Origin of the sequence: Amycolatopsis sp. NPDC005961, assembly GCF_040629235.1 — a bacterium.
Lineage (GTDB): Bacteria > Actinomycetota > Actinomycetes > Mycobacteriales > Pseudonocardiaceae > Amycolatopsis > Amycolatopsis camponoti.
The window spans coordinates 26,036-52,334 of the sequence record NZ_JBEXVF010000033.1 but is presented as its reverse complement, the minus strand read 5'-3'; the positions used below and the strand labels follow the sequence as shown (position 1 = coordinate 52,334).

Annotated in this window: 20 protein-coding genes; 17 read left to right on the top strand and 3 right to left on the bottom strand. The window is 71.9% G+C overall.

The window, feature by feature from the left end; genetic code table 11:
• On the bottom strand, window positions 1-789 hold the full coding sequence (locus ABZ342_RS26975; RefSeq protein ID WP_360478390.1) for an SDR family oxidoreductase: 789 nt from the start codon (window positions 787-789) through the stop codon (window positions 1-3).
• Window positions 790-1,003: 214 nt separating this feature from the next.
• Here ABZ342_RS26975 and ABZ342_RS26970 point away from each other — a divergent pair, with 214 nt between their 5' ends.
• The 5 genes from ABZ342_RS26970 to ABZ342_RS26950 are packed head-to-tail and all read left to right on the top strand — an operon-like array spanning window position 1,004 to window position 12,747.
• Entirely contained in the window at window positions 1,004-6,772 is a 5,769-nt protein-coding gene (locus ABZ342_RS26970; protein ID WP_360478387.1) for an SDR family NAD(P)-dependent oxidoreductase, read from the top strand.
• Window positions 6,769-10,593 carry a beta-ketoacyl synthase N-terminal-like domain-containing protein gene (locus ABZ342_RS26965; RefSeq protein WP_360478384.1) on the top strand — a complete coding sequence of 1,275 codons (3,825 nt, stop codon included), beginning with the start codon at window positions 6,769-6,771 and terminating at the stop codon, window positions 10,591-10,593. Before ABZ342_RS26970 ends, ABZ342_RS26965 begins: the two co-directional genes overlap by 4 nt.
• Window positions 10,590-10,874 carry an acyl carrier protein gene (locus ABZ342_RS26960; RefSeq protein ID WP_155541423.1) on the top strand — a complete coding sequence of 95 codons (285 nt, stop codon included), beginning with the start codon at window positions 10,590-10,592 and terminating at the stop codon, window positions 10,872-10,874. The genes ABZ342_RS26965 and ABZ342_RS26960 overlap by 4 nt, the downstream gene beginning before the upstream one ends.
• Window positions 10,862-11,638: an alpha/beta hydrolase gene (locus ABZ342_RS26955; RefSeq protein ID WP_155541424.1), complete on the top strand. Its 777-nt coding sequence runs from the start codon at window positions 10,862-10,864 to the stop codon at window positions 11,636-11,638. Before ABZ342_RS26960 ends, ABZ342_RS26955 begins: the two co-directional genes overlap by 13 nt.
• A complete protein-coding gene (locus ABZ342_RS26950; protein WP_360478380.1) occupies window positions 11,635-12,747 on the top strand; it encodes a nucleotide disphospho-sugar-binding domain-containing protein in 1,113 nt (370 codons plus the stop codon). The genes ABZ342_RS26955 and ABZ342_RS26950 overlap by 4 nt, the downstream gene beginning before the upstream one ends.
• A 124-nt stretch (window positions 12,748-12,871) precedes the next feature.
• On the opposite strand, the gene ABZ342_RS26945 is transcribed toward ABZ342_RS26950, so the two are convergent.
• Window positions 12,872-13,705, bottom strand: coding sequence for an ABC transporter permease (locus ABZ342_RS26945; RefSeq protein ID WP_360478377.1), 834 nt, complete (start codon window positions 13,703-13,705; stop codon window positions 12,872-12,874).
• Window positions 13,702-14,637: an ATP-binding cassette domain-containing protein gene (locus ABZ342_RS26940; RefSeq protein ID WP_360478374.1), complete on the bottom strand. Its 936-nt coding sequence runs from the start codon at window positions 14,635-14,637 to the stop codon at window positions 13,702-13,704. The genes ABZ342_RS26945 and ABZ342_RS26940 overlap by 4 nt, the downstream gene beginning before the upstream one ends.
• A 254-nt stretch (window positions 14,638-14,891) precedes the next feature.
• Between ABZ342_RS26940 and ABZ342_RS26935 the strand changes: the two genes are divergently transcribed.
• The 12 genes from ABZ342_RS26935 to ABZ342_RS26880 all read left to right on the top strand — a co-directional run bounded on the left by ABZ342_RS26935 (window position 14,892) and on the right by ABZ342_RS26880 (window position 26,262).
• The gene (locus ABZ342_RS26935) at window positions 14,892-16,463 is read left to right on the top strand and encodes a DUF6801 domain-containing protein (RefSeq protein WP_360478371.1); all 1,572 of its coding nucleotides are present in this window, start codon (window positions 14,892-14,894) and stop codon (window positions 16,461-16,463) included.
• A gap of 118 nt (window positions 16,464-16,581) precedes the next feature.
• A complete protein-coding gene (locus tag ABZ342_RS26930; protein ID WP_360478368.1) occupies window positions 16,582-17,310 on the top strand; it encodes a hypothetical protein in 729 nt (242 codons plus the stop codon).
• The gene (locus tag ABZ342_RS26925) at window positions 17,307-18,092 is read left to right on the top strand and encodes an ABC transporter permease (RefSeq protein ID WP_155541429.1); all 786 of its coding nucleotides are present in this window, start codon (window positions 17,307-17,309) and stop codon (window positions 18,090-18,092) included. The genes ABZ342_RS26930 and ABZ342_RS26925 overlap by 4 nt, the downstream gene beginning before the upstream one ends.
• Window positions 18,093-18,908, top strand: a complete 816-nt coding sequence (locus ABZ342_RS26920) for an ABC transporter permease (protein ID WP_155541430.1) — start codon at window positions 18,093-18,095, stop codon at window positions 18,906-18,908. It begins immediately after the preceding gene.
• Window positions 18,905-20,095 (top strand): MCE family protein, encoded by a 1,191-nt coding sequence (locus ABZ342_RS26915; protein WP_360478364.1) that lies wholly within the window; start codon window positions 18,905-18,907, stop codon window positions 20,093-20,095. The genes ABZ342_RS26920 and ABZ342_RS26915 overlap by 4 nt, the downstream gene beginning before the upstream one ends.
• A complete protein-coding gene (locus ABZ342_RS26910) occupies window positions 20,092-21,108 on the top strand; it encodes an MCE family protein (protein ID WP_360478362.1) in 1,017 nt (338 codons plus the stop codon). Before ABZ342_RS26915 ends, ABZ342_RS26910 begins: the two co-directional genes overlap by 4 nt.
• Window positions 21,105-22,115, top strand: coding sequence for an MCE family protein (locus ABZ342_RS26905; RefSeq protein WP_360478359.1), 1,011 nt, complete (start codon window positions 21,105-21,107; stop codon window positions 22,113-22,115). The genes ABZ342_RS26910 and ABZ342_RS26905 overlap by 4 nt, the downstream gene beginning before the upstream one ends.
• Window positions 22,115-23,113 (top strand): MCE family protein, encoded by a 999-nt coding sequence (locus ABZ342_RS26900; protein ID WP_360478356.1) that lies wholly within the window; start codon window positions 22,115-22,117, stop codon window positions 23,111-23,113. The genes ABZ342_RS26905 and ABZ342_RS26900 overlap by 1 nt, the downstream gene beginning before the upstream one ends.
• Complete coding sequence (locus tag ABZ342_RS26895) at window positions 23,110-24,081, top strand: MCE family protein (RefSeq protein ID WP_360478353.1); 972 nt, start codon at window positions 23,110-23,112, stop codon at window positions 24,079-24,081. Before ABZ342_RS26900 ends, ABZ342_RS26895 begins: the two co-directional genes overlap by 4 nt.
• Window positions 24,081-25,187, top strand: coding sequence for an MlaD family protein (locus ABZ342_RS26890; protein WP_360478350.1), 1,107 nt, complete (start codon window positions 24,081-24,083; stop codon window positions 25,185-25,187). Before ABZ342_RS26895 ends, ABZ342_RS26890 begins: the two co-directional genes overlap by 1 nt.
• Window positions 25,184-25,681 carry a hypothetical protein gene (locus ABZ342_RS26885; protein ID WP_360478347.1) on the top strand — a complete coding sequence of 166 codons (498 nt, stop codon included), beginning with the start codon at window positions 25,184-25,186 and terminating at the stop codon, window positions 25,679-25,681. Before ABZ342_RS26890 ends, ABZ342_RS26885 begins: the two co-directional genes overlap by 4 nt.
• The gene (locus tag ABZ342_RS26880) at window positions 25,678-26,262 is read left to right on the top strand and encodes a hypothetical protein (RefSeq protein ID WP_360478344.1); all 585 of its coding nucleotides are present in this window, start codon (window positions 25,678-25,680) and stop codon (window positions 26,260-26,262) included. Before ABZ342_RS26885 ends, ABZ342_RS26880 begins: the two co-directional genes overlap by 4 nt.
• Window positions 26,263-26,299 lie beyond the last annotated feature (37 nt).

Here is a 26,299-nt window from a genome sequence, read left to right as displayed (position 1 = left end):
TCAGCCTCCCTGGACAGCCATCTCGTCGATCCACGCGTCGACCGCGCCCGCCTTGCGCACGAACGACTCCCGCACGCAGGCGTGCGGCAGGATAAGGAACTCCTCCGTGCCGAGGCCGCGCACGACCGCGTCGGCGACGTCCTCGGGTTCGAGCAGCGGTGCGGCCGCGGCGATCGCCAGCGCGGCCGGGTGGCCGGCGGCGATGCCGGGTTCGAGCAGCGCCGTCCGGACGCCCAGCGGGCACAGCGCGCTGACCCGCACGCCGCGCGGCCGGTAGGTGATCGCCAGCCATTCGGCGAGGCCGACGGCCGCGTGCTTGGTGACCGAGTACGGCGCGTCGCCGGGGGTACCGAGCAGCCCGGCACCCGACGCCGTGATCAGCAGGTAGCCCTCGCCGCGCGCGAGCATCGCGGGCAGCACGACCTGCGCGGCGTGGACGTGCTGCATGACGTTGATCTCCCACGACCTCGTCCACTGCTCGTCCGCGGCGTGGACGCCGGTGCCGAACGCCGCGCCCGCGTTGGCGCAGAACAGGTCCACCTCGCCGAACTCGGCGCGGGCCGCCGCGACCAGCGTCTTCAGGTCCTTTTTGGACGTCGCGTCGGCGGTCACGGCGACGGCGCGCCCGCCCGCGTCGGCTATTTCGTCCGCCACGCGCCCGGCGCCCGCGGCGTCGACGTCGGACACGACCACCCCGGCCGCGCCCTCGGCGGCGAAGCGCCGCGCCATGGCGGCCCCGATTCCGTGTGCGGCGCCGGTCAGCACGACGACGCGTCCGGTCAGTTCCACGCGGACTCCAGTATTTTCCGGGCTATTGTTACGCAGGTGAGCGAATAGCATTTCCCGTTTAGAATGCGTATGATAAAAGTGCTGGTCAGGGCCATGATCGTGCGGTCTTCACAGTTTCACACCCTAGCACGAGTATTGCTTTTTACGGGTCCGGTGCGTTATTCCTGTGATTGGTCTGCGTGAAGATCACCCACCCCGCACAGGAGGTCCGCCGATGGCCGAGCTCGTCCCGCCGTCGCACGCTCGACGGCTGCGATGCCTGGGCATCGGCGACCCCGACGCGGTGGCCGCCGTCGCCCGCAGCGGCGGTCTCGGGGTGCTGGACGGCGCCGATCCGGCCGATCTCCGGCTCGTCGCGGCGCGGGTCCGGGTGCCCTACGGGGTGCGCACGGACGGTCCGGTTCCCGAGGGCGTCGCCTTCGCCGTTCGCACGACGGCGCCGTGGACCGGCTCGCTCGCCGAGGTGTCCGACCTCGCGACGGCCGGGGAGGCCGTCGCCGGTGGCGCGCTGGGGCTGCTCGCCCGCGGCGGCGAACTGAGCGACTTCGTTCTGCTGCAACAGCTTCTCGGCGCGTTCGACGTCCCGGTGTGGGGCAGCGTGGCCGGCCCGCGGACGGCGGTGGGAGCACTCGCCGGCGGCGCGGCCGGAATGCTCCTCGAATCCGCAGTGGAAGCGGACGTCCGCCGGGTCGTCGGCGCCACGGTCCCGGCGGTCGCGTCGTCGGATCGGCTGTGCCGGACCTTGGGCAGCGCGCTCCCGGTGGTCCAAGGCCCGATGACGCGCGTCAGCGACCAGCCGGGGTTCGCGGCCGCGGTCGCCGAAGCGGGCGGGTTCCCGTTCGTCGCGGTGGCCACGGCGAACGGCGCGCGCACCACCGAGCTGCTCACGCGCACCGCCGAGCGTCTCGGCGACCGGCCGTGGGGCGCCGGCATCCTCGGTTTCGTGCCCGACGCCCTGCGCGTCGAGCAGCTCGCCGCGATCCGCGCCGCGCGGCCGCGGTGCGTGCTGATCGCGGGCGGGAAACCCGGACAGGTCAAGGCTTTGGAGGCCGAGGGGATCGCGACGTTCGTGCACGTCCCGTCGCCGATCCTGCTCGGGCAGTACCTCGATGCCGGGGTCCGCCGGTTCGTCTTCGAGGGCGCCGAATGCGGTGGGCACGTCGGCCCGCGGCCGAGTTTCGCGCTGTGGGAGGAACAACTCGACGTCCTCGGCGCGGCCGAGGACGTCGAAGTGCTGTTCGCGGGCGGGATCCACGACGCCCGGTCGGCCGCGATGGTCACCGCGATGGCGGCGCCGCTCGACGCCGTCGGCGTCCTGATGGGCACCGCGTACCTCTTCACCGAAGAAGCCGTGACGCACGGCGCGATCACCGGCCTGTTCCAGGAACGCGCGCTCGCCGCGGACCGCACGGTCACGCTCGAGACCGCGCCGGGCCACCGCACGCGGTGCTTGCCGAGCCCGTACACGGCGGAGTTCGAGCAGGTCAAGGCCGGGCTGAGCGACGTGCCCGCGCAGGAGGCGTGGCAGCGGCTGGAAGAGCTGAACACCGGACGGCTGCGTGTCGCGAGCAAGGGCGTCCGCCGCGACGGCTCGCCGCTGGCCGAAGAGACCCAGCTCGCCGAGGGGATGTTCATGGCCGGCGAGGTCGCCGTGCTGCGCGACCGCCGGACGACGATCGCCGCCCTGCACGCCGAGGTGACGGCCGGGAAATCCTTTGCGCGGGCGGCGGAACCCGCGTCGACCTCGGACACCGGGGACATCGCCGTCATCGGCATGGCCTGCACGTTCCCGGGTGCGCCCGACCTCGAAGCGTTCTGGTCGAACGTCCTGCGCGGCGAGGACGCGGTGACCGAGGTCCCGGCGGAACGCTGGGATCCCGCCGTCTACTTCGGACAGTCCACTTCGAAGTGGGGCGGGTTCCTGCCTCCGTTGGAAGTCGACCCGCTCGACTACGGCATCCCGCCGTCCGCGATGGGCAGCATCGATCCCGCGCAACTGGTGTCGCTGGAGACCGCGCGCCGGGCGCTGGCCGACGCGGGGTACGGCGAGCGCGAGTTCGACCGCGAGCACACCAGCGTCGTGTTCGGCGCGGAGGCGGGCGGCGACCTCGCCAACGCGGGCGCGATGCGGTCGCTGCTCGACGGCTACCTCGACGAGGTGCCGCCCGAGCTGCTCGCCCAGCTGCCCGCGCCGACGGAGGACACGTTTCCCGGCACGCTCGCGAACGTCATCTCCGGCCGGATCGCCAACCGGCTCGACCTCGGCGGCGCGAACTACACGGTGGACGCCGCATGCGGCTCGTCGCTGGCCGCGCTCGACCTGGCGGCGAAGGAGCTGCGGGCGGGGACGAGCTCGCTGGTGCTGTGCGGCGCGGTCGACCTGCACAACGGCATCCACGACTACCTGATGTTCACCTCGGCGGGAGCGTTGTCCCCGACGGGCCGCTGCCGCCCGTTCGACGCGGCGGCCGACGGGATCGCGCTGGGCGAGGGCGTCGCGTGCCTGGTGCTGAAGCGCCTGTCCGACGCCGAACGCGACGGCGACCGGATCTACGCGGTGGTCAAGGGCGTGGGCGCGGCGAGCGACGGCAAGGCGCTGGGGTTGACCGCGCCGCGTCCGGAGGGTCAGCACCGGGCCCTGGAAAGGGCTTACCGAGACGCCGGAGTATCCCCGGTGGACGTGGGTCTGGTGGAGGCGCACGGAACCGGCACGGTGGTCGGCGACGCGACGGAGCTGCGGACGTTGACCCGCTTCTTCGCCGACGCGGGTGCCGCGCCCGGCTCGTGTGTGCTGGGGTCGGTCAAGAGCCAGATCGGCCACACGAAGTGCGCGGCGGGCCTGGCCGGCTTGATCAAGGCGGCGCTGGCGCTGTGGCACGAGGTGGTACCCCCGACGGTGCACTTGAGCAAGCCGAACGAGGCTTGGGACGCGGCGGCGAGCCCGTTCACGTTCACGACGAGCGCGCGGCCGTGGGCCGACCCGGCCCGCCTGGCGGGGGTGAGCGCGTTCGGCTTCGGCGGGACGAACTTCCACGCGGTGCTGGGCGCGGGACCGGTGGCCCCGGACCGTCGTCACGGCCCGCGCGATTGGGCACCGGAGGCGGAGGAGGTGCTGGCCGGGATCGGGCAAAGCACGGGCGAGCCGCTGACGGCCGGTACTGCGGGTCAATCCGTCTCGGGCGAGGCCGATCCGGGCGGGGTCGCCTTCCTCTTCCCCGGCCAGGGCAGCCAGCGCATCGGCATGCTCGCCGAGCTGTTCGTGTACTTCCCCGAACTCGCCGACCTCCTCAAGCTCGCCCCCGACGTCGCCGCGAAAGCGTTTCCCTCCCAAGCCTTCGCCTCAGCGACCGCCGAGGCGCAGGAACAAGCCCTCACCGACACCCGCGTCGCCCAGCCCGCGCTCGGGCTCGTCGAAACCGCCGTCGCGAGACTTCTCGGCCAAGTCGGCGTGCGCCCCGACTTCCTCGCCGGGCACTCCTACGGTGAGCTCGTCGCGCTGTCGGTCGCCGGGGCCTTCGACACCGAGACCCTCCTCCGCCTGAGCCGGGCCCGCGCGAACGCCATCGCGGACGTCGCCCGGCCCGGCGCGATGGCCGCCGTCAAAGCGGCGAAGGACCTGCTGACCCCGACCCTCATCGGCCCGGACGTCGTGATCGCCAACCACAACGCGCCCGAGCAGGTCGTCCTGTCGGGACCCACGGCCGCCGTCGAGCGCGCTGTCCGGCGGCTGCGCGAAACCGGCATCACCGCCCAGCGGATCCCCGTCGCCTGCGCCTTCCACAGCCCGTTGGTCGCCGGGGCGGGTGATCTCTTCGGTGCCGCACTCGCCCGGGAGGACATCGGGACCCCCCGGCGAACGGTGTGGTCGAACCGCACCGCGAAGCCGTACGAAGATGACGTCCGAAGCGAACTCGTTGCCCAGATCGGCGCACCCGTCCGGTTCCTCGACCAGATCGACGCGATGTACGACGCCGGGGCGCGGACGTTCGTCGAGGTCGGGCCGGGGCGGGTGCTCACCCGGCTGGTCGGGGAGATCCTCGGCGACCGTCCGCACACCGTCGTCGCCTGCGGGCCCGATCTGAAGGCCTTCCTGACCGCCCTGCGCACTCTCGCGCGAGCCGGTGTCGACGTCCGGACCGAGCGTCTGAACCGGCGACGACGTCCCGCACCCTCCCCGACCGCCTGGGCCGTCGACGGGCGGTCCGTCCGCGCGCCCGGCGCCGAGGCTCCCGCCCTGCCCCCGGCCCGACGAATCCGGAGTTCAGCCATGACCCAGCCCGCGCCCGGCCGCGACCAGGCGGTCGTCGACTTCCTCCGCACCACCCGCGAACTCGTCGCCGCCCAGCGGGAGGTCATGCTCGGCTACCTGGGCAGCGCGCCCGCCCCCACGCCCGCACCCATCGTGATCCCCGAACCCGAACCCGAACTGGTGACCGAAGCCCCGGCGGACGTCAAGACCACCGTGCTCGGCGTGATCAGCGAGCGCACCGGCTACCCCGCCGAGATGATCGCCGGCGACCTCGACCTCGAAGCCGACCTGTCGATCGACTCGATCAAGCGCACCGAGATCGCGGGCACCCTGCTGTCCCGGCTGGGGCTCCCGGCCGACGACCGCACCGACCAGCTCAGCCGCGACCGGACCGCCGACGCGCTGGCCGCGCACCTGGAGAGCTGGCTGAACCCCGCCCCGGCGGCCGCCGCGCCCACGCGGTACCGGCTCGACCGGGTGCCCGTGCCGCTGGACCCGGATCCCGGGCGGCTGCGCGGGAAGACCGTGGCCGCCGAGGACGACGCCGTGCGGGCCGCGTTCGCCGCGGCCGGGGCGGAGGTCGTCACCGGCGACGCGGACATCACCGTCCTCCTCGGCGACGACGTCCTGCGGGTGTTCACCCGGCTCAAGGCCACGAGCGGCACCGTCCTGGTCGCCGCGAAACCCGGCGTCCCCGGGCTCCGCGGCCTGGTGCGGTCGGCCGCGCTGGAACGCGACGACGTCACCCGGCTCGTGGAGGTGACGCAGGACGTGGCGAAGACCCTGGTGGACGAGGCCCTCAGCGACGGGCCGGCGGTGGTCGGCCACGACGAGACCGGCCGCTTCACGATCGAACCCCGGCCCGCGGACCTCCCGGCGATCGCCTACTCCGGCGCCGGGCCGGGTGGGGGTGAGCTGTCCGCGCTCGGCCTCGGCCCGGACTCCGTCGTCCTGCTGGTCGGCGGGGCGCGCGGGATCACCGCCCGCGTGGCGATCGCGTTCGCCGCCTCGGGGTGCCGGCTCGAGCTCGCCGGGCGGACGCCGTGGCCGGGCGAGCCGGACGACCTGCCCGCCGACCCGGCCGCGATGCGCGCGGTGCTGGCCGGGCGCGGTGGCTCGGTCGCCGACATCGAACACCGCGTGCGGACCGTGCTGGCCCAGCGTGAAATCGGCCGCACCCTCGACGAGATCCGCGCCGCCGGCGGTGACCCGGCCTACCGGACGCTCGACGTGCGCGACCCGGACGCCGTCCGCCACCTCGTCAAGAGCCTCGACGGCCGGGTCGACGGTGTCGTCTTCGCGGCGGGCGTGCTCGACGACAAGCTCATGGCGGACAAGGACGAGCACTCCTTCCGGACCGTGTTCGAGCCCAAGGTGGACGGCGCGCGCTCCCTCCTCGCCGCGCTGGCCGAAACCGGCGTCGAACCCGGGTTCGTCACCTTCTTCGGCAGCATCGCCGCGGTGCTCGGCAACCGCGGCCAGACCGACTACGCCGCGGCGAACGACGCGCTGGAGGCGGTGGGCGCCGGCTGGCCCGGCCGCGCCGTGACCGTCCACTGGGGACCGTGGGCGCCCGCGGACGACCACGGCGGGATGGTGTCACCCGAACTCGCACGCGAGTACGAACGCCGGGACATCAGCCTGCTCGACGCGGACGAGGGCACCGCCGCCCTGCTGCGCGAACTCGCTTACGGCACCGACCGCGCCGTCCTGTACACGGCGTCGTTGTGGTGAGCCAGGAGCCGGTCGCGATCGTCGGCATGGACGTGTTCCTGCCCGGTGCGTCCACAGTGGACCAGTACTGGCGGAACCTCACCGAGGGCGTCGACGCCGTCACCGAGATCCCGCCGCACCGCCGCGACCCGGCGTTCCACGGCCACGACGCGACCGCGCCGGACCGGACCCACGGCCGCCGCGGCGGGTTCGCCCCCGACACCCTGGACTTCGACCCGATCGCCCACGGCGTCCCGCCGATGTCGCTCGAAGGCGCCGAGCCGGACCAGCTGACGGCGCTGGCCGTCGCCCTGGCCGCGGTCGGCGACGCCGGTGGCCTCGGCCGGCTCGGCGACCTCGAGCGCGTCGGCGTCGTGCTCGGCCGCGGCGGCTACCTCTCGCCCGGGCTGCGGGGCTTCGACCAGCGCGTCCGGACCGTCCGGCAGGTCACCCGCACGGTCGGCGAGCTGATGCCGTCGGCCGGGCCGGACGTCCTGGACCGGCTCCGGACGGCGCTGCTGGAACCCCTCGGCGAGTTCCGGCCGGAGACCGCCGCCGGGCTGGTGTCGAACCTCGCCGCCGCCCGCGTCGCCCACCGGCTCGACCTCGGCGGCCCCGCGTACACAGTGGACGCCGCCTGCGCGTCTTCGCTGGTCGCGGTCGACCAGGCGATCGGCGAGCTGACCCGGCGCCGCTGCGACGTCGTGCTGGCCGGGGGCGTCCACCAGACGCACGACGACACGCTCTGGTCGCTGTTCACCCAGCTGGGCGCGCTGTCGCCGAGCCAGCGGATCAGCCCGCTCTCGCGCGACGCCGACGGCATGCTCATCGGCGAGGGCACCGCGCTCGTCGTGCTCAAGCGGCTGGCCGACGCGCGGCGCGACGGCGACCGCGTGTACGCCGTGATCCGCGGCAGCGGCACGTCGAGCGACGGGCGGGGCGCGAGCCTGCTCAGCCCGTCCGTCGCCGGGCAGACCCTCGCGCTGCGCCGGGCCTGGGACGGGCTCGACCCGGCGGAGATCGGCCTGCTGGAGGCCCACGGCACGGCCACGCCCGCCGGGGACGCCGCCGAGCTGACCACCGTCGCCGACTTCTTCGGGCAGGTCGCGGGACCGCGGTCGGTGATCGGCTCGGTGAAGTCGATGATCGGGCACACCCTGCCGACGGCCGGGGCCGCCGGGCTGGTCAAGGTGGCGCTCGCCCTGCACCACGGCGTGCTGCCGCCGACGCTGAACTGCGCCGACCCGAACCCGCTGCTGGACAAGACCCGGTTCCGGGTGCTGGCCGAGGCCGAGCCGTGGGGCGCGCTGCCCCGCGTCGGCGCGGTCAACGCGTTCGGCTTCGGCGGTGTGAACGCGCACGTCGTGCTGGAGGCCGGGGACCCGGCGCCGAAACGGCGGGCGCGCGTCGACGAGCCCGAACGCGTGCTGCGGCTGGCCGCGAACACCCCCGAAGAGCTGCTGGAGCGTCTCGACCGGCCCGGCGAAGGTGACGGCCCCTGCCGGATCGGGATCGCCGGCGTGGACGAGCGCAAGCTGGCCGCGGCCCGGAGGGTGATCGCCAAGGTGGCGGCCGAAGGCCGGTCGTGGCACGGTGGCGGCGACATCTGGTGCTCGGTCGACCCGTTGCTGCCGAACGGGAAGATCGCGTTCGTCCACCCGGGACTGGAGGCCGGCGCCGGACCGCGCATCGACGACGTCGCGAAGCACTTCGGCCTCGACCGTCCACAGTGGTCCACGGCGAGCGTGCTCGACCGCGCGGCGAGCGTGTCGGCGACCGGCCTGGTGCTCGACGAGGCCCTGCGGCGGCTGGCGATCCGGCCGGACGCGCTGGCCGGGCACAGCGTCGGCGAGTGGACCGCGATGCAGGCCGCCGGGATGTACCGGGCGGAGCCGGGCCTTCTCGACCGCTACTGGCCCGAAGGGTTCGAGCTGCCCGACGCGGACTACCTGGTGCTGGGCTGCCCGGCCGCGCGAGTCGCCGAGCTGCTCCCCGGTGACCTCGTCGTCTCCCACGAAAACGCGACGAAGCAGACGATCGTGTGCGGCCCGCCCGATGTCGTCGCGAAGTTCGCCGAGACGTGCCGCGGCCTCGGGATCGTGGCGCGGACGCTGCCGTTCCGGTCGGGCTTCCACACCCCGCTGATGCGGCCGCACCTCGCGCCGTTCGCCCGGCTCGCCGCGGAGCTGGACCTGCGCGAGCCGGCGCTGCCGGTGTGGTCGGCGACGACCGCGCGGCCCTACCCGGCCGAGCCGGACGCGGTCCGCGAGCTCTACCTCGTGCACCTGATCCGCCCGGTCCGGTTCCGGGAGCTGACCGAAGCACTGCACGACGCCGGGTTCCGCGCGTTCGTGCAGGTCGGTGCCGGGCAGCTCGGTTCGTACATCACCGACACGCTCGGCGAGCGGCGGCACCTCGTGGTCGCGGCCGCGTCCGGCACCCGCTCCGGCCTCGCGCAGCTGCGCCGGGTCGCGACCGCGTTGTGGACCGAAGGCGGGAACCCGGACTTCGCGGCCCTGGAGCCGCCGCGGATCCGGCTCACCACCGGGAACTCCCTGCTGTCGCTGGGAGATGCGGCTCGCGGGCTGCTCGACGCCCCCGCGGTGCCCGCCGGGGTGCCGGACGCGATCGTCGCCGAGTTCACCGCGTTGCTCGACGAGACCCGCCGGACCGCGGCGGACGTCGTGGCGGCGGCCGCGCGCAAGCGGGTCGAGTCCACTGTGGACGTCTCGCTGACCGCGATGCCGTACCTGCGGGACCACCGGTTCTTCCGGCAGCGCGAAGACTGGCCCGACGAGTCCGACTTCCGGCCGGTGGTGCCGGCCACGACGCTGGTGGACCTCGCCTGCCGGGCGGTCGAGCGCACTTGGCCGGGCACGACGGCGGTCGCGGTGCGGGACGCCGTGTTCTCCCGGTGGCTGATCGCGTCGCCGGCGCAGCGCGTGCCGCTGTCGATGAGCCGCGACGGCGACCGCGTGACCGTCGAAATCGGACCGTACGCGCTGCTGACCGTCGAACTGGGCTCGTTCGCCCCGCCGCCGTCCCCGGCCGGGGTGCCCGGGCCGGAGACCCCGCCGCCGCTGACCGCGGAGGAGATCTACGCGCAGCGCGAGATGTTCCACGGCCCGGCGTACCGAGGCCTGTCCCGGCTGACCGGCCTCGGCGAGCAGCACATCCGCGGCGAGCTCGTCGTCCCGGAAGCACCCGGCGGGTTGCTCGACAACGTCGGCCAGCTGCTCGGCTGCTGGCTGATGGCGGCCCGCTCCGACGGCCTGCTCGCCTTCCCGCGGTCGATCGGCCGGCTCACCTGGCACGCGCCGGAACCCGCGCCCGGGACCCGGGTCGCCTGCGTGATCCGCGTCCGGCTGCCCCGGCCCGACGTGCTCGAGATGGACGCCGAACTCGTGCGCGACGGCCGGGTGCTGGCGACCATCGAGGGCTGGCGGGACGTCCGGTTCCCCTGCGACCGCGCGGCCCACCGCGTGTACGCCTTCCCGGACCGCCACCAGCTCGCGGAACGACGCGACGACGGCTCGGCCGCGGTCACCGACCGCTGGCCGACGGTCGCCGCGCGGGACATCTACGCCGGCATCTACCTCAGCGCCGAGGAACGCGCCGAGTTCGCTTCGGTCTCGCCGCGCGCGCAGCGGGGCTGGTTGCTGAAGCGCATCGCCGCGAAGGACGCGGTCCGGGCGCGGCTCGCCGAACCCGTCTACCCGGCGGAGATCCGCGTCCACGACGACGGCCGGGTGTCCGGCCGCGGCCGCGCACTCCCGGACTTCGCCGTCACGGTCGAGCTGAACGGTGACACCGCCATCGCACACCTCAGGAGCACGCCATGACCACCGACCACGCGTCCGCGACTTTCGACGTCGTCGCCGAACTGCTCACCGAGCTCGTCGGCGACGTGCTCGGCATCGAGATCACGCCCGAGACGACCTTCCACGAGGACCTGCAGCTGGAGAGCATCGACCTGGTGACCTTCGCGAGCATCCTCACCGAGCACTTCGGCGCCGAGGTCAACCTCGCCGAGTACCTGGCGGAGCAGGACCTCGACGACGTCATCGGGCTGACCGTCGGCGACATCGCCCGGTTCGTGGGGGAGCGCACGTGCCGACGATGACCGTGAACGGGCTGCGCACCAACGTGCAGCTCGTGCCCGCCGGCGGTACCGAGACCGTCGTGTTCCTGCACGGCATGGGCACCGACAGCCTGGCGAGCTTCTACCTCACGCTGGCGCCGCCGGTGGCCGCCGCCGGCATCGACGTCATCAGCTACGACCTGCGCGGGCACGGCAAGACCGAGCGTCCGGTCCGCGGCTACACCCTGGACGACTTCGTCGCCGACCTCGACGACCTGCTGAAGCAGCTCGGCGTCGACCGGCCGGTGCACCTGGTCGGCAACAGCTTCGGCGGGACGCTCGCCTACAGCTACGCGGTGGCTCAGCCGGCGCGCGTCCGGAGCATCGTGTGCATCGAGTCCGAGCCCGCGACCGAGGTGTGGGCCGGGAAGATGAGCGAGATCCTCGCGTACACCGTGAAGTTCCTGCAGGTCGAGGAGAGCTTCGACTGGATCGAGGCGAACTTCAGCGCCCACCACCGGCGGCTGGCGCGGATGGCGGCCGAGCGGATCACGTCGACGAAGATGGCCGAAGAGGTGCCGCTCGGGCCGTTGCTGACGTGGGAGCAGGTGGCGGCGATCGGCTGCCCGGTGCTGTCCATCCTGGGCAGCCAGGGCTACCAGGCCGACGACCTCGAAGCGCTGACGTCGGTGCTGCCGCACGGCGAGCTGCACGTCTTCGAGGGGCAGGGGCACTCGGTGCTGGTGGAGCAGCACCGGGAGGTGCGCGAGCTGGTGCTGCGCTGGATCGAACGGCACGCGGCGTGAGATTCCTGCTGGTGGTGCCGCCGCTGGCGGGGCACGTCGCGCCGTTGCGCGGGGTGGCTTCGGCGTTGGTGGCGCGAGGACATTCCGTGGCCTGGTGCGGTCCTTCGCCGGAAGTGTCCACTTTGGTCCCCGGAGTGGTCTTTCCGGCGGGGGACTCCGCGCCGTTTTCGCTTTCCCTGCGGCCGCCCGAGCTGCGGGGCTTCGCCGCGTTGAAGTACTTGTGGGAGTCCTACCTGGTTCCCCTGGCGGACGCGATGGTGCCGGGGGTGCAGGCGGCCGTCTCGTCGTTCGACCCCGACGTGGTCGTGGTGGACCAGCAGGCGATGGCCGGAGGGCTGGTCGCCGCGCGGTGCGGGCTGCCGTGGGCGACCTCGGCGTCGACGTCCACCGAGCTGGCCGACCCGCTGGGCGCGTTGCCGAAGATCGCGTCCTGGGTTTCCGATCTCCAAGCCGGGCTGCGGGCCCGGCACGGCGTGCTGCTCGGTGACCTGCGGTTCTCGCCGCACCTGGTGCTGGCGTTCACGACGCGGGCGCTGGCCGGTCCGTCCCGCTTGGCGGCTCCGGTGGCTTACGTCGGTCCTGCACTGCCCGACGCCTCGGGCGAGTGGTCTCTTGTGGACGATCGGCCGCTGGTCGTGGTGACGCTGGGGACGTCGAACGCTTCGGCGGGGTCACGGTTCCTCGCCGAGAGCGTGGACGCGTTGGCGGGCATGCCTTCCGTGCAGGGGCTGGTGGTGGATCCGGCGGGTCGGCTGGTCAGCGAGAACGTGCGGCTGGAACGGCGGATTCCGCAGGTCGCGGTGTTCGCGCGCGCGTCGGTGGTGGTTTGCCACGGCGGGCACAACACGGTGTGCGAGGCACTGGCGGCCGGGGTGCCGCTGGTGGTCGCCCCGATCCGCGACGACCAGATGATGCTGGCCGAGCAGGTGACGTCGGCGTCGGCGGGGGTCCGTCTCCGCTTCGACCGCGCGAAGTCCCCGGACATCCGCAAAGCGATCGAGTCGGCGGACCAGTACCGGCCCGGCGCTCAGAAGGTCCGCGAGTCGTTCGCCGCGGCCGGCGGCGCGGACGAGGCAGCAACCCACCTCGAATCCCTCGCCCGCTCGTGATCGAGAGGTCGACACGCGTGATTGGGGAGTCGACACGGCGCGGGTCGGCGGCCGGGCCGTGTCGTCGCTCCAATCACGCGAGTTGACCCTTCAATCACGCGAGTTGGCGTTCTGATCACGTGTGTCAAGCGCGGTTCTGGAAGGTGCGGGCGGCCAGGGTCGAGCCCGCGATCGCGGCCGCCGCGGCGATGGCCAGCGCCGTCACCACCGACCAGCCGATCGGGCGGGCCAGGGCCAGGGCGCGGGTCGCGTCGATCGCGTACGTCAGGGGGTTCGCCGCCGAGACCGCGCGGACCCACGCCGGCATCGTGTCCAGCGGCATGTACGCGCTCGACGAAAACATCAGCGGGAACATCACCACGAACGACGCCGCCTGGAGCGTCTCGGCCTTGCGCAGCCACGTCGTGATCGCGACGAACACCCAGCTCAGGCACCAGCCGACCACCACCGTCAGCAGCAGGGCCAGCCCGAGGCCGAGCACCCCGCCGGCCGGCCGGAAACCCAGGAAGACGACGCTCGCGAGCGCCGTCACCACCAGCTGGACACCCAGCCGGGTGGCATCGGCCAGGGTCCGGGCCACCAGCACCGAGAACAGCGAGATCGGCAGGCACCGCAGCCGGCCGGTGAAACCGCCGTAGATCTCCGCCAGCAGGCCCGCGCCCGAGCTCATCGCCGTCGTCATCGCGATGGTGACCAGCGTCGCCGGCACCAGGAAGTTCACGTAACCCTGGTACGCCGCGACCCCGGGCAGCGACCCGACGCCGCTGAACACCTGGCTGAACAACAGAAGCAGCACCACCGGCTGCGCCAGTCCGAAGAAGACCAGCCGCCGGTCGCCGAACGCCGTCCGCAGCGACCGGGCCGCCAGCACGTGGACCTGCGTCCAGAAGCCGGATTCCGGCCACGCCGCGGGGTCGGCGAGGGCGGCCACCGCCGCGTGGTGCCGGGCCTGCGTCACGACGCCACCGCCGTGCGGTGCAGCGAAAGGTAGACGTCGTCGAGCGTCGGCTCGGTCACCGTCAGGTCCCGCAGCGGCGCGCCGGCCGCGTCGAGCGCGCGCACCAGCACCGGGACGTCGCCCGGGCCGCTCAGCGGCACCGAGAGCACCAGCCCGGCGCGGGCCGCCGCGAGACCGAGGTGCGCCAGCGCGTCCACCGCGCGTCGCAACGCCAGCTCGGTGCCGAAGGCCAGCGTCGCCGTCCGGTTGCCGAGCCGTGCCTTGAGCTGCGACGGCGTCCCCGACACGGTGATGTGGCCGAAGCCGAGGACGACGACGTGGTCGGCCAGCCGGTCGGCCTCCTCGAGGTACTGCGTGGTCAGCACGACGGTCGTGCCCCGCGCCGCGAGGCCTTCGACGACCGACCACAGCCCGGAGCGGCTGACCGGGTCGAGCCCGGTGGTCGGCTCGTCGAGGAACAGCACCTGCGGCGCGCCGACGAGGCCCGCGGCGAGGTCCAGCCGCCGCCGCATCCCACCGGAGTAGGTGCCTGCCGGGCGGTCGGCCGCGTCCTCCAGGCCGAACGACGCGATCAGCTCGGCGGCCCGCGCCTGCGCCTGCCGCGGCTTCGCACCCAGCAGCCGGGCGATCAGCGTCAGGTTCCCGCGGCCGGTCAGGGCGTCGTCGACCGCGGTGAACTGCCCGGTCAGCCCGATCCGGCGCCGGACCGCGCGGCCGCGCTGCACGACGTCGTAGCCGCAGACGCGGGCGGTGCCGGCGCTCGGCCGGACCCGCGTGCTGAGGATGTCGATGAGCGTCGTCTTCCCGGCGCCGTTGTGGCCGAGGACCGCCAGCACCGCGCCGCGGGCGACGCTGAGGCTGATCCCGGCGAGCGCGGTGACTTCGCCGTACTGCTTCGCGAGGTCAGTCACGGCGATGACCGGCTGGTTCATGGCCGCTCCTTTCCCTGCTCGGAAAAAAGGTATCGGGAAACTGCGTGGAGGAGCAAGAAGATGGCCGCCATTCGCCGCCCGCGTGACAGTTTTCGCGAAGCCGGATATCACCCGCATGACAACCGCTGACCTGCGTGACCCTTCGCGAAGTGGCCGATCCCTCGCGCGTGACAAAGAATCGAGCGCGGCTTGTCGGCCCGGTTTTGCGGAGGTACTTTTCGCTGAAATTCCCCCATTCCCCGAGGTGACGAGCCGTGAAGTTTCCGTGGAAGTCGAGAAAGCCCGCCTACGGCCTCGCCGTCGCGACGGCAGCGGGTGTCGCGGCGACCGTCGCGCTGGTCGGGGCGGGGCCGAGCCAGGCCGCGCCGGTGAGCCTGACGCTGAACTACAACTGCCCGTTCCCGCTGATCGGCGACCAGGTCCTGGCGGTCAAGATCGACACGAACCTGCCCGACGACGCCGTCGCGGGCTCGTCGTCGACGCCGATCACGTTCGACGTCGACGTCACCGTGCCGGAGACCGCGACCGAGGGCCTGACGCTGGTCGGCGCCACCTCACTGGACGGCTCGGCCAAGGCCGCGGCCCAGCTCAAGTACCCGGTGGACAAGACGCTGAACTTGAACCTGCCGCTGACCATCGCGTCGACGCCGGTGCCGGCGTCGGGCGCGTTCCACGTCAAGAGCAGCGGCAAGGCGCCGGCCGTGACGTTCCCCAGCCCCGGCACCGCGTCGGTGACGGTCGGGAACTTCAGCACCACCATGACGCCGCGCACGGCGGACGGCCAGCCGACCGACCTCGGGACGTTCACCTCGGACTGCGTCGCCGTCCCGGGGCAGAACCAGCAGCTGGGCACCTTCGAGATCAAGCCGGTGGGCGGCACGACCACGCCGACCACGCCGACCACGCCGACGACGCCCACGACTCCGACCACGGAGCCGACGACCCCGACGACCGAGCCCACGACGCCCACCACGGAGCCCACGACTCCGACGACGGAACCGACGACTCCGACCACCGAGCCCACCACGCCGACGACCGAGCCGACGACGCCCACCACGGAACCGACGACTCCCACCACCGAGCCCACGACTCCGACGACGGAGCCGACGACTCCGACCACGGAGCCGACGACTCCGACGACCGAGCCGACGACTCCGACGACGGAGCCGACGACTCCGACCACGGAGCCGACCACCCCGACGACGGAACCGACGACCCCCACCACGGAGCCGACGACCCCGACAACCGAGCCGACGACGCCCACGACTCCGACCACCGAGCCCACCACGCCGACGACCCAGCCGACCACGCCGCCGGGCGGCATCGACGTCAAGTACTCGGTGAAGGGCAAGTCGACGCTCAAGCAGCTGCACGCCACGCTGCCGCTCGGCCCGGGCAGCCTGAACGCCAAGCTCGACGCGACGTCCGGCAAGTTCGGTGCCCAGCTCTCGCTGCCGAAGTCCGATGTGTACTTCCGCGTGCTCGGCTTCATCCCGGCGTCCGCGACCGTGAAGCTCGATCAGGTCGGCGCGATCAACGGCACGCTCACCGGCGGTGCGGTCAAGGCGAACGCGCAGGTCGACGTCCAGCTCACCAAGGTCCGCGTGTTCGGCTTCCCGATCCTGTCGTCGAACTCCTGCCACACGGTGAAGCCGGCCGACGTGCCGCTCGCCTCGGCGCCCGGCTTCGACCCGCTCAAGGGCGGCAAGCTGACCGCGACGTACGGCATCCCGCAGTTCACCGGCTGCGGTTTCCTGACCGGCCTGATCACCGGCATCACCTCCGGCCCCGGCAACAAGCTGGAAGTGAACCTGACCAGGAAGTGAAGTTGTGACGCGGCGCGGGAAAACCGCGCCGCGCACCACTGAGCGGCGTGACAAGAAAAGCGGATTCCTTGTGTGACAAAGGGAATCGTGAGTAACTACGAACCATGAGGAACTCCGGATGTCAGTGCTGACACGCGCGGTGCCGCTCCTGCTCGTGCTGGCGCTGACCGCGTTCTCGCTCGGCGCCGCGGAAGCCGCGCCGGGCGAGAACGCCGTCGAGCCCCAAGCGGCCACGTCGATCCCGTTCGGGTTCACCCTCGGGGACGCGCAGCAGCCCACCACGAGCCACGTCGCCAAGCTCGGCTCCGACATCGCTTTCCCACCAGGCACCTTCGACGGCGCACTGGGCGGCCTCACCAGCACCGTGCCGATCACCGGAAAACTGGCCATCCCAGCCACAAACGGCTACTTCGTCGCGTTCCGGTTCATGGCCACCACCGGCCGGGTCGAGATCATCCCGGACGGGGACGCCACGGGCACGGCCACCGTGCACACGGGCAAGGACAAGGACTGCAAGGCCACGCAGACGAACATCTGCGCCGACACCGACGTGACCGCGAAGGTGTTCATCAAGCTCTCGGACGTCGAAGTGGACGGCAAGGCCCTCGCCGTCGGGCCGGACTGCCGGACGGCGCAGCCCGCGGCGGTGACCATCAAGGCACTGGTGCCGATCTCGCTGCCGGCCCCGCCGGTGAAGGTGACCTCGACCTTCACCACGCCCGCGTTCGCCGGCTGCGTCGGGCACGAGGACCTGAGCCGGTTGCTCACCGGCCTGGTTTCGGGACCGGGCAACACCTTCGTCTCGAACCTCACGTTGCGCTGCTTCAGCACCGGGTGCAAGGCATGACGATCCAGGTGCAGCAGCGAGCCGCGAACGGCCTGCGCGAGTTCGGCCGCATGTGCGCGATGGGCCTCGACATCATCCTCGCGATGTTCCGCCGCCCTTACCAGGTGCGCGAGTTCGTCCAGCAGTTCTGGTTCATCGCCAGCGTTTCCATCGCGCCGGCGATCCTCGTCTCCATCCCGTTCGGCGCGGTGATCTCCCTGCAGCTCGGCTCGCTCACCAGCCAGATCGGCGCCCAGCAGTTCAACGGCGCCGCGAGCGTCCTGGCCGTCGTGCAGCAGGCGAGCCCGATCGTGACGACGTTGATCATCGCCGGCGCGGGCGGCAGCGCGATCTGCGCCGACCTCGGCGCGCGCAGCATCCGCGAGGAGATCGACGCGATGGAGGTGCTCGGCGTTTCGGCGATCCAGCGCCTGGTCGTGCCGCGGGTGCAGGCCGCCGTCTGCGCGTCCGTGCTGCTCAACGGCCTGGTCAGCGTGGTCGGCGTGCTCGGCGGCTACTTCTTCAACGTGATCATCCAAGGCGGCACGCCCGGCGCGTACCTGGCCAGCTTCAACGCCCTCGCGCAGCTGCCCGACCTCGTCGTCAGCTCGGTGAAGGCGGTGATCTTCGGCTACCTCGCCGGGGTCGTCGCGTCCTACCGCGGCCTGAACCCCAAGGGGGGCCCCAAAGGCGTCGGTGACGTCGTCAACCAGTCCGTCGTCATCACCTTCCTGCTGCTGTTCTTCGTCAACACCGTGCTCACCGCCCTGTACCTGCAACTCGTTCCGGCGAAGGGGACCTGAGTGGCCATCCTCGGCAAACCCGGCGACCGGCTGTTCGACCTCGGCGACCAGCTGCTCTTCTACGTCCGCGCGCTCGCCGCCGTCCCGCTCGCCGTGACCCGCTACTCCCGCGAAGTGGTGCGGCTGCTGGCCGAGGTGACGTTCGGCAGCGGCGCGCTCGCGGTGATCGGCGGCACGATCGGGGTGATGGTCGGGCTGTGCGTGTTCACCGGTGTCACCGTGGGGCTGCAGGGTTTCAGCGCGCTGAACCAGATCAACATCTCCGCGATGACCGGGTTCCTGACCGCGTACTTCAACACGCGCGAGATCGCGCCGCTGGTCGCCGGGCTCGCCCTGTCGTCCACTGTGGGCAGTGGGTTCACCGCTCAGCTCGGCGCGATGCGGATCTCCGAGGAGATCGACGCGCTGGAGGTGATGGCCGTGCGGAGCATGCCGTACCTGGTCACCACGCGGATCGTCGCCGGGTTCATCGCGATCATCCCGCTGTACGTCATCGGGTTGCTGATCTCCTACCTCGGCTCGCGGCTCACGACGGTCGTCTTCTTCGGACAGTCGGGTGGCACCTACGACCACTACTTCACGCTGTTCCTGCCACCCGGTGACGTCCTCTGGTCGTTCGGCAAGGTGCTGGTGTTCAGCGTCGGCGTGATCCTGACCCACTGCTTCTACGGCTACCGGGCCAGCGGCGGACCGGCCGGCGTGGGCGTCGCGGTGGGCCGCGCGGTGCGGACGTCGATCGTGCTGATCAGCGTGCTCGACCTCTTCCTGTCCCTGGCCATCTGGGGCGCGACGACCACGGTGAAGGTGTCGGGATGAGCCGGTTCGGCACGCAGCTCGCCGGGGTCGCTTTCCTCGGGGTGCTCGTCCTGCTCGGCTACCTGGCGGTCGCCATCTACGACAAGGACTTCGACGACTCCGAGCTGGTGACGCTGCGGGCGGACCGCGTCGGCAACCAGCTCGCGCCGACCGCCGAGGTGAAGGTCAAGGGCGTGCCGTTCGGGAAGGTCCGGGCGGTGCGCAGCACGCGCACCGGCGCCGAGATCGTCCTCGCGCTCGACCCGGCGAAGATCGGGACGCTGCCCGGGAACGTCTCCGCGCGGCTGCTGCCGAAGACCGTCTTCGGCGAGCGGTACGTCAACCTCGTGCTGCCGGACCGTCCACAAGGGAAACTCGGCGCGGGGGACGTCATCGCCCAGGACCGCTCGTCGAACGCGATCGAGCTGGAACGCGTCCTCGGCGACCTGCTGCCGCTGCTGCGCGCCGTCCAGCCGCAGAAGCTGAACAGCTCCCTCGGCGCGATCTCGCAGGCGCTCGACAACCGCGGGCAGCCGATCGGCGACAGCATCGTCAAGCTCCAGGACCTGCTGGCCCAGGTGAACCCACTGATGCCGCAGTTCAAGGCGGGCATCACCGGGCTCGCGAACGCGGCCGACGTCTACACCGGCGCCGCGCCGGACATCCTGCAGGCGCTCACCGACCTCTCGACGACCGCCAAGACCATTGTGGACACCCGCGCGGACCTCGACAACCTCTACACGAGCGTCACCAGTGCGACCGGGCACCTGAACGACTTCCTGCGGAAGAACAAGGACAACATCATCGGCGTCTCGGTGGAAAGCCGGCCGTCGCTGGAGCTGCTTTCGCAGTACTCGCCCGAGTTCCCGTGCCTGTTCGACGCGGTGAACCGGCTCAAGCCGCTGATGGAGAAGGCCCTCGGCAAGGGCACGAACGAGCCGGGCCTGCACGTGACGCTCACCGTGCGGGACCCACGCGGCAAGTACGTGCCCGGCCGTGACACCCCGCGGTTCGACGCCACCGGCGGTCCGAAGTGCTACGGCGGCGGCGCGGCGGCCCCAGGAGACGGCGACCTCGGTCCGGCCAACTCGCGGGCCGAACGGCAGCTCGTCGCGGAGATCCTCAAGCCTGCCCTGGGGGACGTGCCGGACTGGAGCAGTGTCCTGATCGGACCGGCGTTGCGCGGGACGGAGGTGACCGTCCGATGAGGAGCGTCGCGGGCCCCGCGATCAAGGGCCTGATCTTCTTCCTGGTCACCGCGGTGGCCACCGGGATCCTCGCGATCACCATCGCCAACTCCAGCGTCGGCGCCACCATCGGCTACACGGCCCGGTTCACCGACGCCACCTCGGTCAACCCCGGCGACGAGGTCCGCATGGCCGGCGTCCGGATCGGCCAGGTCGACGACGTGCGCGTCGTCGACCACCGGCTGGCCGACGTCGGCTTCTCGGTCGACCGCACGCACCGGCTGACGGCGTCGGCCTCGATCACCATCCGCTACCGCAACCTCGTCGGCCAGCGGTACCTCTCGGTCGACCCGGGCGCCACCGACACGTCGCCGACCCTCGGCGAAGGCGCGCAGATCCCCCTCGAGCGGACCAAGCCCGCGCTCGACCTCACCGCGTTGTTCAACGGATTCAAGCCACTCTTCCAAGCGCTGTCGCCCGGCGACGTCAACCAGCTGTCGTTCGAGATCATCCAGGTCCTGCAGGGCGAGGGCAGCACGATCGAAAGCCTGCTGCGGCACACGGCGTCGCTGACGTCCACTTTGGCCGGCAAGGACGCCGTGATCGGCCAGGTGATCGGCAACCTCAACACGGTGCTCGACACCGTGAACGCCCAGGGTGACCAGTTCGACGCGCTCGTCGACACGACCGCGCAGCTCGTCACCGGCCTCGCCGCGGACGCGAAGCCGATCGGGCAGGCGATCGGCGGGCTCGGCGAGCTGACCACGGCCACCGCCGGGCTGCTGCAGCAAGGGCGTCAGCCGCTCAAGGACAGCATCACCGCGCTCGGCGACCTGTCGAAGAACCTCGCCGACAACACCCCGGTGTTCCAGCAGTTCATCGACAACCTGCCGAAGAAGCTCGACCGCATCGGCACGCTCTTCTCCTACGGCTCGTGGGCGAACTTCTACCTCTGTGCGGTCGAGTCCGACGCCCAGCCCGCGCCGGGCGGACCCCCACCGGGCATCCCCGTGACCGCCGCGAGGTGCCGATGAAACCGCCGCGCATCAAACCGTTCCGCAGCCGCAACCCGATCGCCGTCGGCGCGGTGACCGCGCTGGTCATGGCGCTGATCGGCAGTGCGACGTTCTTTTCGGACGACCTGCCGCTCGTCGGTGGCGGCACCACGTACAAGGCCGAGTTCCACGAGGCCGCCGGGCTCAAGCCGAACGACGAGGTCCGCGTCGCCGGGGTGAAGGTCGGCGAGGTCACCGACGTGCGGCTGGCCGGCGACCACGTCGAGGTGCTGTTCCGGGTCAAGGACACCTGGGTCGGCAACCGGACGACGGCGGCGATCAAGATCAAGACGCTGCTGGGTCAGAAGAACCTCGTGCTCGACCCGGTCGGCAACGGCGAGCTGAACCCCGACCAGCCGATCCCGCCCGAGCGGACCAGTTCGCCCTACGACGTCACCGAGGTGTTCAACGACCTCGCCGGCACCGTCGGGGCCATCGACACGAACCAGCTCGCGCAGGCGTTCCGCGTCCTCTCCGACACGCTCGGCGCATCGGCTCCGCAGGACGTGCGGACCGCGTTCGACGGGATCGCCGCCTTGTCGCAAACGCTTGCGTCCCGTGACGACGAGCTGGTCAAGCTCTTCCAGAACACCAACCAGGTGTCCAAGACGCTCGGTGAGCGCTCCGGCCAGATCCAGGCCCTCATCCGCGACGGCAACACGCTGCTGACCGAGCTGAACGCCCGCAAGGACGCGATCGCGTCCCTGTTCAGCGGCATCAAGAACCTCTCGATCCAGCTGCGCGGGCTGGTCGCGGACAACCAGAAGACGCTCGGCCCGGCCCTCGACCAGCTCGACCGCGTCGCGACCGTGCTCCAGCGGAACCAGGGCAAGCTCGAGGACAGCCTGCGCCTGGCCGGCCCGTTCTACCGGCTGCTCGGCAACGCCGTCGGCAACGGCCGGTGGATCGACACCTACATCTGCGGGCTCATCCCCACCGGCACCACGCCGGGCAGCTGCCTGCCGCCCAAGAACGGGGGACGCTGATGGCGCACCAGCTCATCGACCTGGGAGCCCGGGCGCGACGCCGGACGCGGCTGCGGGCGCTCGCGCTCGGCGTCGTGCTCGCGCTCGTGGTCTCGGCCGTCTGGCCACTCGCGACCCGGCCCGCCGAGCGCACGCTGACCGCGTACTTCGCCGCCGCTGTCGGCATCTACGCGAACTCGGACGTCCGCGTCCTCGGCGTCGCGATCGGGTCGGTGTCCAAAGTGGAACCGAACGGCACCGACGTCAAGGTGACCATGACGCTCAAGCCCGACGTCCAGCTGCCGGCCGACGCGGGCGCCGTCGTCATCACGCCGAGCCTGGTCGCCGACCGGTACGTGCAGATCACGCCCGTCTATCGGGGCGGGCCGCAGCTGGCCGACGGCGCGTCGATCCCGCGCGAGCGCACCGCGACCCCGGTCGAGGTCGACGACCTCCTGCACAGCCTGAACCAGCTGATGACGGCGCTCGGCCCGCAGGGAGCCAACAAGGACGGCGCGGTCAGCGAGGTGCTGACCAAGTCGGCGGAATACCTGAACGGCAACGGGCAGACCATCGGCACGGCGATCAAGAACCTCGGCGAGTTCGCCCGCGCCGCGAGCGACTCCAAGGACGACCTCTTCGGCTCCGTCGACAACATCAGCAAGTTCACCGCGATGCTCGCCGCCAACGACGGGCAGGTCAAGCAGGCCATCTCGCAGATCGCGTCGCTCAGCGAGGTGCTGGCCGACCAGCGCGACCAGTTCTCCGGCGCGCTGACCGAGCTGACCCAGGCACTGAGCGTCGTCCAGGGGTTCATCAAGGACAACCGCGGCAAGGTCCAGTCGAACGTGGACAAGCTGGCCGACGTCACGAAGGTGCTGGTGAACCAGAAGGACTCCCTCGCCGAAGCCCTCCAAGCGGCCCCGAACGCCCTGACGAACCTGCTGGCCGCTTACGACCAGGCGAACGGGACGATCGACGGCCGCGGCAACCTCCTCGAGTTCCCGGAGCCGAAATGAAGTCCCTGGTCAAGGTCGCCGCGGTGGTGACGCTGGCGCTGGTCACCACCGGCTGCGGGCGCGGGGTCAGCGTCTACGACATCCCGCTGCCCGGCGGCGCCGCGCTCGGCGACCACCCGATCCACGTGACCGCGAGCTTCACGAACGTCCTCGACCTGGTGCCGCAGTCGGGCGTCAAGGTCAACGACGTGCCGGTCGGGCAGGTCGTCAAGGTCGAGCTGGCGCCCGACGGGCACAGCGCGCTCGTCGACCTGCTCCTCAACGGCGACGTCGACCTGCCGGGCAACGCCGTCGCGCGGCTGCGGCAGGCGAGCATCCTCGGCGAGAAGTTCGTCGAGCTGGCTCCGCCGGACGACGCGACGCCGTCGGGCCGGCTCCTCGACGGGGCGGCCATCCCGCTCGATCGGTCCACTTTGACGCCGGAGATCGAGGAGGTCTTCGGCGTGCTGTCGTTGCTGCTCAACGGCGGCGGCGTCGCGCAGATCCAGAACATCAGCCACCAGCTCAACGAAGCCCTCGGCGGCCGCGAAACCGCGGCGCGCAGCCTGCTGTCCAGTTTGGACGCCTTCGTCAAGGGCCTCGACGAGCACCGGACCGAGATCACCCGGGCCATCGAGAGCGTCAACAAGCTCGCGCGGACGTTGAACGCGCACACCGACCAGATCACCACGACGCTCAACGGCCTGACGCCCGGCATCGGCGTCCTCAACCAGCAGCGCGAGGCGCTGGTCGGGATGCTCAAGGCGCTGGACGGGCTGACGTCGGTCGCCGTCGACACGGTGAACCGCAGCAAGGACGACCTCGTCGCGGACCTCAAGGCCCTCGAACCGCTGCTGCGGAGACTGGCCGATTCGGGGGACAAGCTGCCGAAGGCGATGGAGATGATCTTCACCTTCCCGTTCCCGGACGCCGCGCTGGACGCCATCCGCGGCGATTACCTCAACGGGTTCCTCAAGGTGGGCCACTGATGCTGACCCGGTTCGTGCGCGTGCAGGTGACGCTCTTCGTCGTCATCGCCGTGCTCGGCGTCGCCTACGTCGGCGCCACCTACGCGGGTCTCGACAAGGTGTTCTTCGACCGCGGCTACACGGTGAAGGCGCAGTTCCCGACCGGCGGCGGCATCTTCACGAACGCCGAGGTCACCTACCGCGGCGTGCCGATCGGCCGCGTCGGCGAGCTGCGGCTGACCGCGGCCGGGATGGAAGCCGACCTCGAGATCGACTCCGGCACCGCGCCGGTCCCGGCCGACACCGAAGCCGTCGTCGCCGACCGCTCGGCCGTCGGCGAGCAGTACGTCGACCTGCGCCCGCGCACGGACGGCGGGCCGAAACTGCGGGACGGCTCGGTGATCACGCAGGCCGACACGAAGATCCCGCTGCCGGTCGACGTCGTCTTGTCGACAGTGGATTCCTTCGCCAACTCCGTGCCCCAGCCGGCGCTGCGCACGGTCGTCGACGAGCTGTACAGCGCGACGTCCGACGCCGGCCCGGCGCTCGACCAGCTCGTCGGCCGCGGCATCGAGTTCGTGCAGGCGGCGAGCGCGCACGTGGCGCCGCTGACCCGGTTCGTCACCGACGCGCACGTCGTGCTCGACACCCAGGTGCAGCAGGCCGGCGCGATCCGCAGCTTCGGTGCCAACGCGAAGCTGCTGGCGGCGACCTTGAAACAGTCCGACGGCGACCTGCGCACGCTCATCCCGGCGGTGCCCGCGGCGGCGAACGAGGTCGGCGCGCTGATCCGCGATTCCGGGCCGCAGCTGGGGGTGCTGCTGGCCAACCTGCTGACCACCGCGGACGTCCTCGAAGCGCGCCGGGGCGGGCTGCGGCAGCTGCTGATCACCGCGCCGCAGGCGGTCGCCGCGGGCACCGCGGTCATCCGGCCGGACGGCGCGCACTTCGGGCTGTCACTGACCTTCTTCGATCCGCCGCCGTGCACCACCGGGTACACGACGCCGTACCACGACGGCCTCGACACCTCGACCCGCCCGCTGAACACGGCCGCGCGCTGCGCGCTGCCGAAGGGCGACCCGACGAACGTGCGGGGTTCGCAGAACGCACCGGGAGGACGGCCGTGAAGATCTTCGTGTGGCTGGCCGCGGTCTTGGCGACCGCGGCGGCCGGGTGGTCGGGGTTCACCTGGTGGCAGGCGGCGCACGACGACGGCGTCGCGCGCGCGGTCGTCCGGGAGGACGCGCTGGGAGCCGGCCGGGCCGCCGTCGCCGGACTGACCACTTTGGACTACCGGCAGGCGGCGCCGGGGTACCAGCGCTGGCTCGACCTGTCGGGCGGCGCGCTGCACGACGAGCTGGCCGCCGATCGCCAGGGCAGCCTCGACCGGATCGCGCAGGCGAAGACCGTCACCACCGGCAAGGTGACCGACGCGGCGGTGACCGAAGTGGACACCGGCGCGGGCACGGCGAAGCTGATCGCGTCGGTCGAGCTGGTGGTGGCGCCCGACGGCGGGGACGCCGTGACGAAACGCAACCGGTTCCAGGCCGACCTGACCCGCGGCTCCGACGGCTGGCGGGTCACCGGCTTGGGACAGGTCCCGACCGGGGAGGCACCATGACCGTGCCCACGAAGAAGCGTTCGGTGAAGGTCGCCGGCCGTCACCACGAGCCGGCGCCGGAGCTCCCGGAGGAGGTGGCGGAACCCCGTCGCCGGGTGCCGTGGGTGGCCGTCGCGGTCGCCGTCGTGATGGCGGGGCTCGCGGTGTGGTTCACGCTGGAGGCGCGGAGCACCAACGCGGTCGTCACGCACAACACCGCGCTTTCCGACGTCGCGGGCACCGCGGACGCCGGGAAACAGGTCAGCGCCGCGCTCGGCACGCTGTTCTCCTACCGCTACGACGACCCGGCCAAGAACGAACGGGCGGCGAAGGATCTCCTCAGCGGTCCCGCGCTCGCGCAGTACGACCAGCTCTTCGGCCAGGTCCGCAAGCTCGCCGCGGAGCAGAAGCTCGTGGTCACCTCGACCGCCGTCGCGTCCGGTGTGAAGCTGCTGGACGGCGACCGCGCGGCGCTGCTCGTGTTCCTCGACCAGACCGGCACGCGCGGCGACGGGCAGCACAGCACCGGTGCCGCCCAGCTGAGCGTCACGGCCGAACGCGTGGCCGGAAAGTGGCGCGTCACCGGGATGTCCGCCGCGTGACTATCACGGTGACAACACGTGGTGCCCGTGCCGCAGT

What these genes read in the sequence shown, in the direction of transcription:
- ABZ342_RS26970 (WP_360478387.1), top strand. Translation starts at nt 1,004, where the DNA reads ATGGCCGAGCTCGTCCCGCCGTCGCACGCTCGACGGCTGCGATGCCTG.
- ABZ342_RS26960 (WP_155541423.1), top strand. Translation starts at nt 10,590, where the DNA reads ATGACCACCGACCACGCGTCCGCGACTTTCGACGTCGTCGCCGAACTG.
- ABZ342_RS26940 (WP_360478374.1), bottom strand. Translation starts at nt 14,637, where the DNA reads ATGAACCAGCCGGTCATCGCCGTGACTGACCTCGCGAAGCAGTACGGC.
- ABZ342_RS26930 (WP_360478368.1), top strand. Translation starts at nt 16,582, where the DNA reads ATGTCAGTGCTGACACGCGCGGTGCCGCTCCTGCTCGTGCTGGCGCTG.
- ABZ342_RS26925 (WP_155541429.1), top strand. Translation starts at nt 17,307, where the DNA reads ATGACGATCCAGGTGCAGCAGCGAGCCGCGAACGGCCTGCGCGAGTTC.
- ABZ342_RS26915 (WP_360478364.1), top strand. Translation starts at nt 18,905, where the DNA reads ATGAGCCGGTTCGGCACGCAGCTCGCCGGGGTCGCTTTCCTCGGGGTG.
- ABZ342_RS26910 (WP_360478362.1), top strand. Translation starts at nt 20,092, where the DNA reads ATGAGGAGCGTCGCGGGCCCCGCGATCAAGGGCCTGATCTTCTTCCTG.
- ABZ342_RS26905 (WP_360478359.1), top strand. Translation starts at nt 21,105, where the DNA reads ATGAAACCGCCGCGCATCAAACCGTTCCGCAGCCGCAACCCGATCGCC.
- ABZ342_RS26900 (WP_360478356.1), top strand. Translation starts at nt 22,115, where the DNA reads ATGGCGCACCAGCTCATCGACCTGGGAGCCCGGGCGCGACGCCGGACG.
- ABZ342_RS26895 (WP_360478353.1), top strand. Translation starts at nt 23,110, where the DNA reads ATGAAGTCCCTGGTCAAGGTCGCCGCGGTGGTGACGCTGGCGCTGGTC.
- ABZ342_RS26890 (WP_360478350.1), top strand. Translation starts at nt 24,081, where the DNA reads ATGCTGACCCGGTTCGTGCGCGTGCAGGTGACGCTCTTCGTCGTCATC.
- ABZ342_RS26880 (WP_360478344.1), top strand. Translation starts at nt 25,678, where the DNA reads ATGACCGTGCCCACGAAGAAGCGTTCGGTGAAGGTCGCCGGCCGTCAC.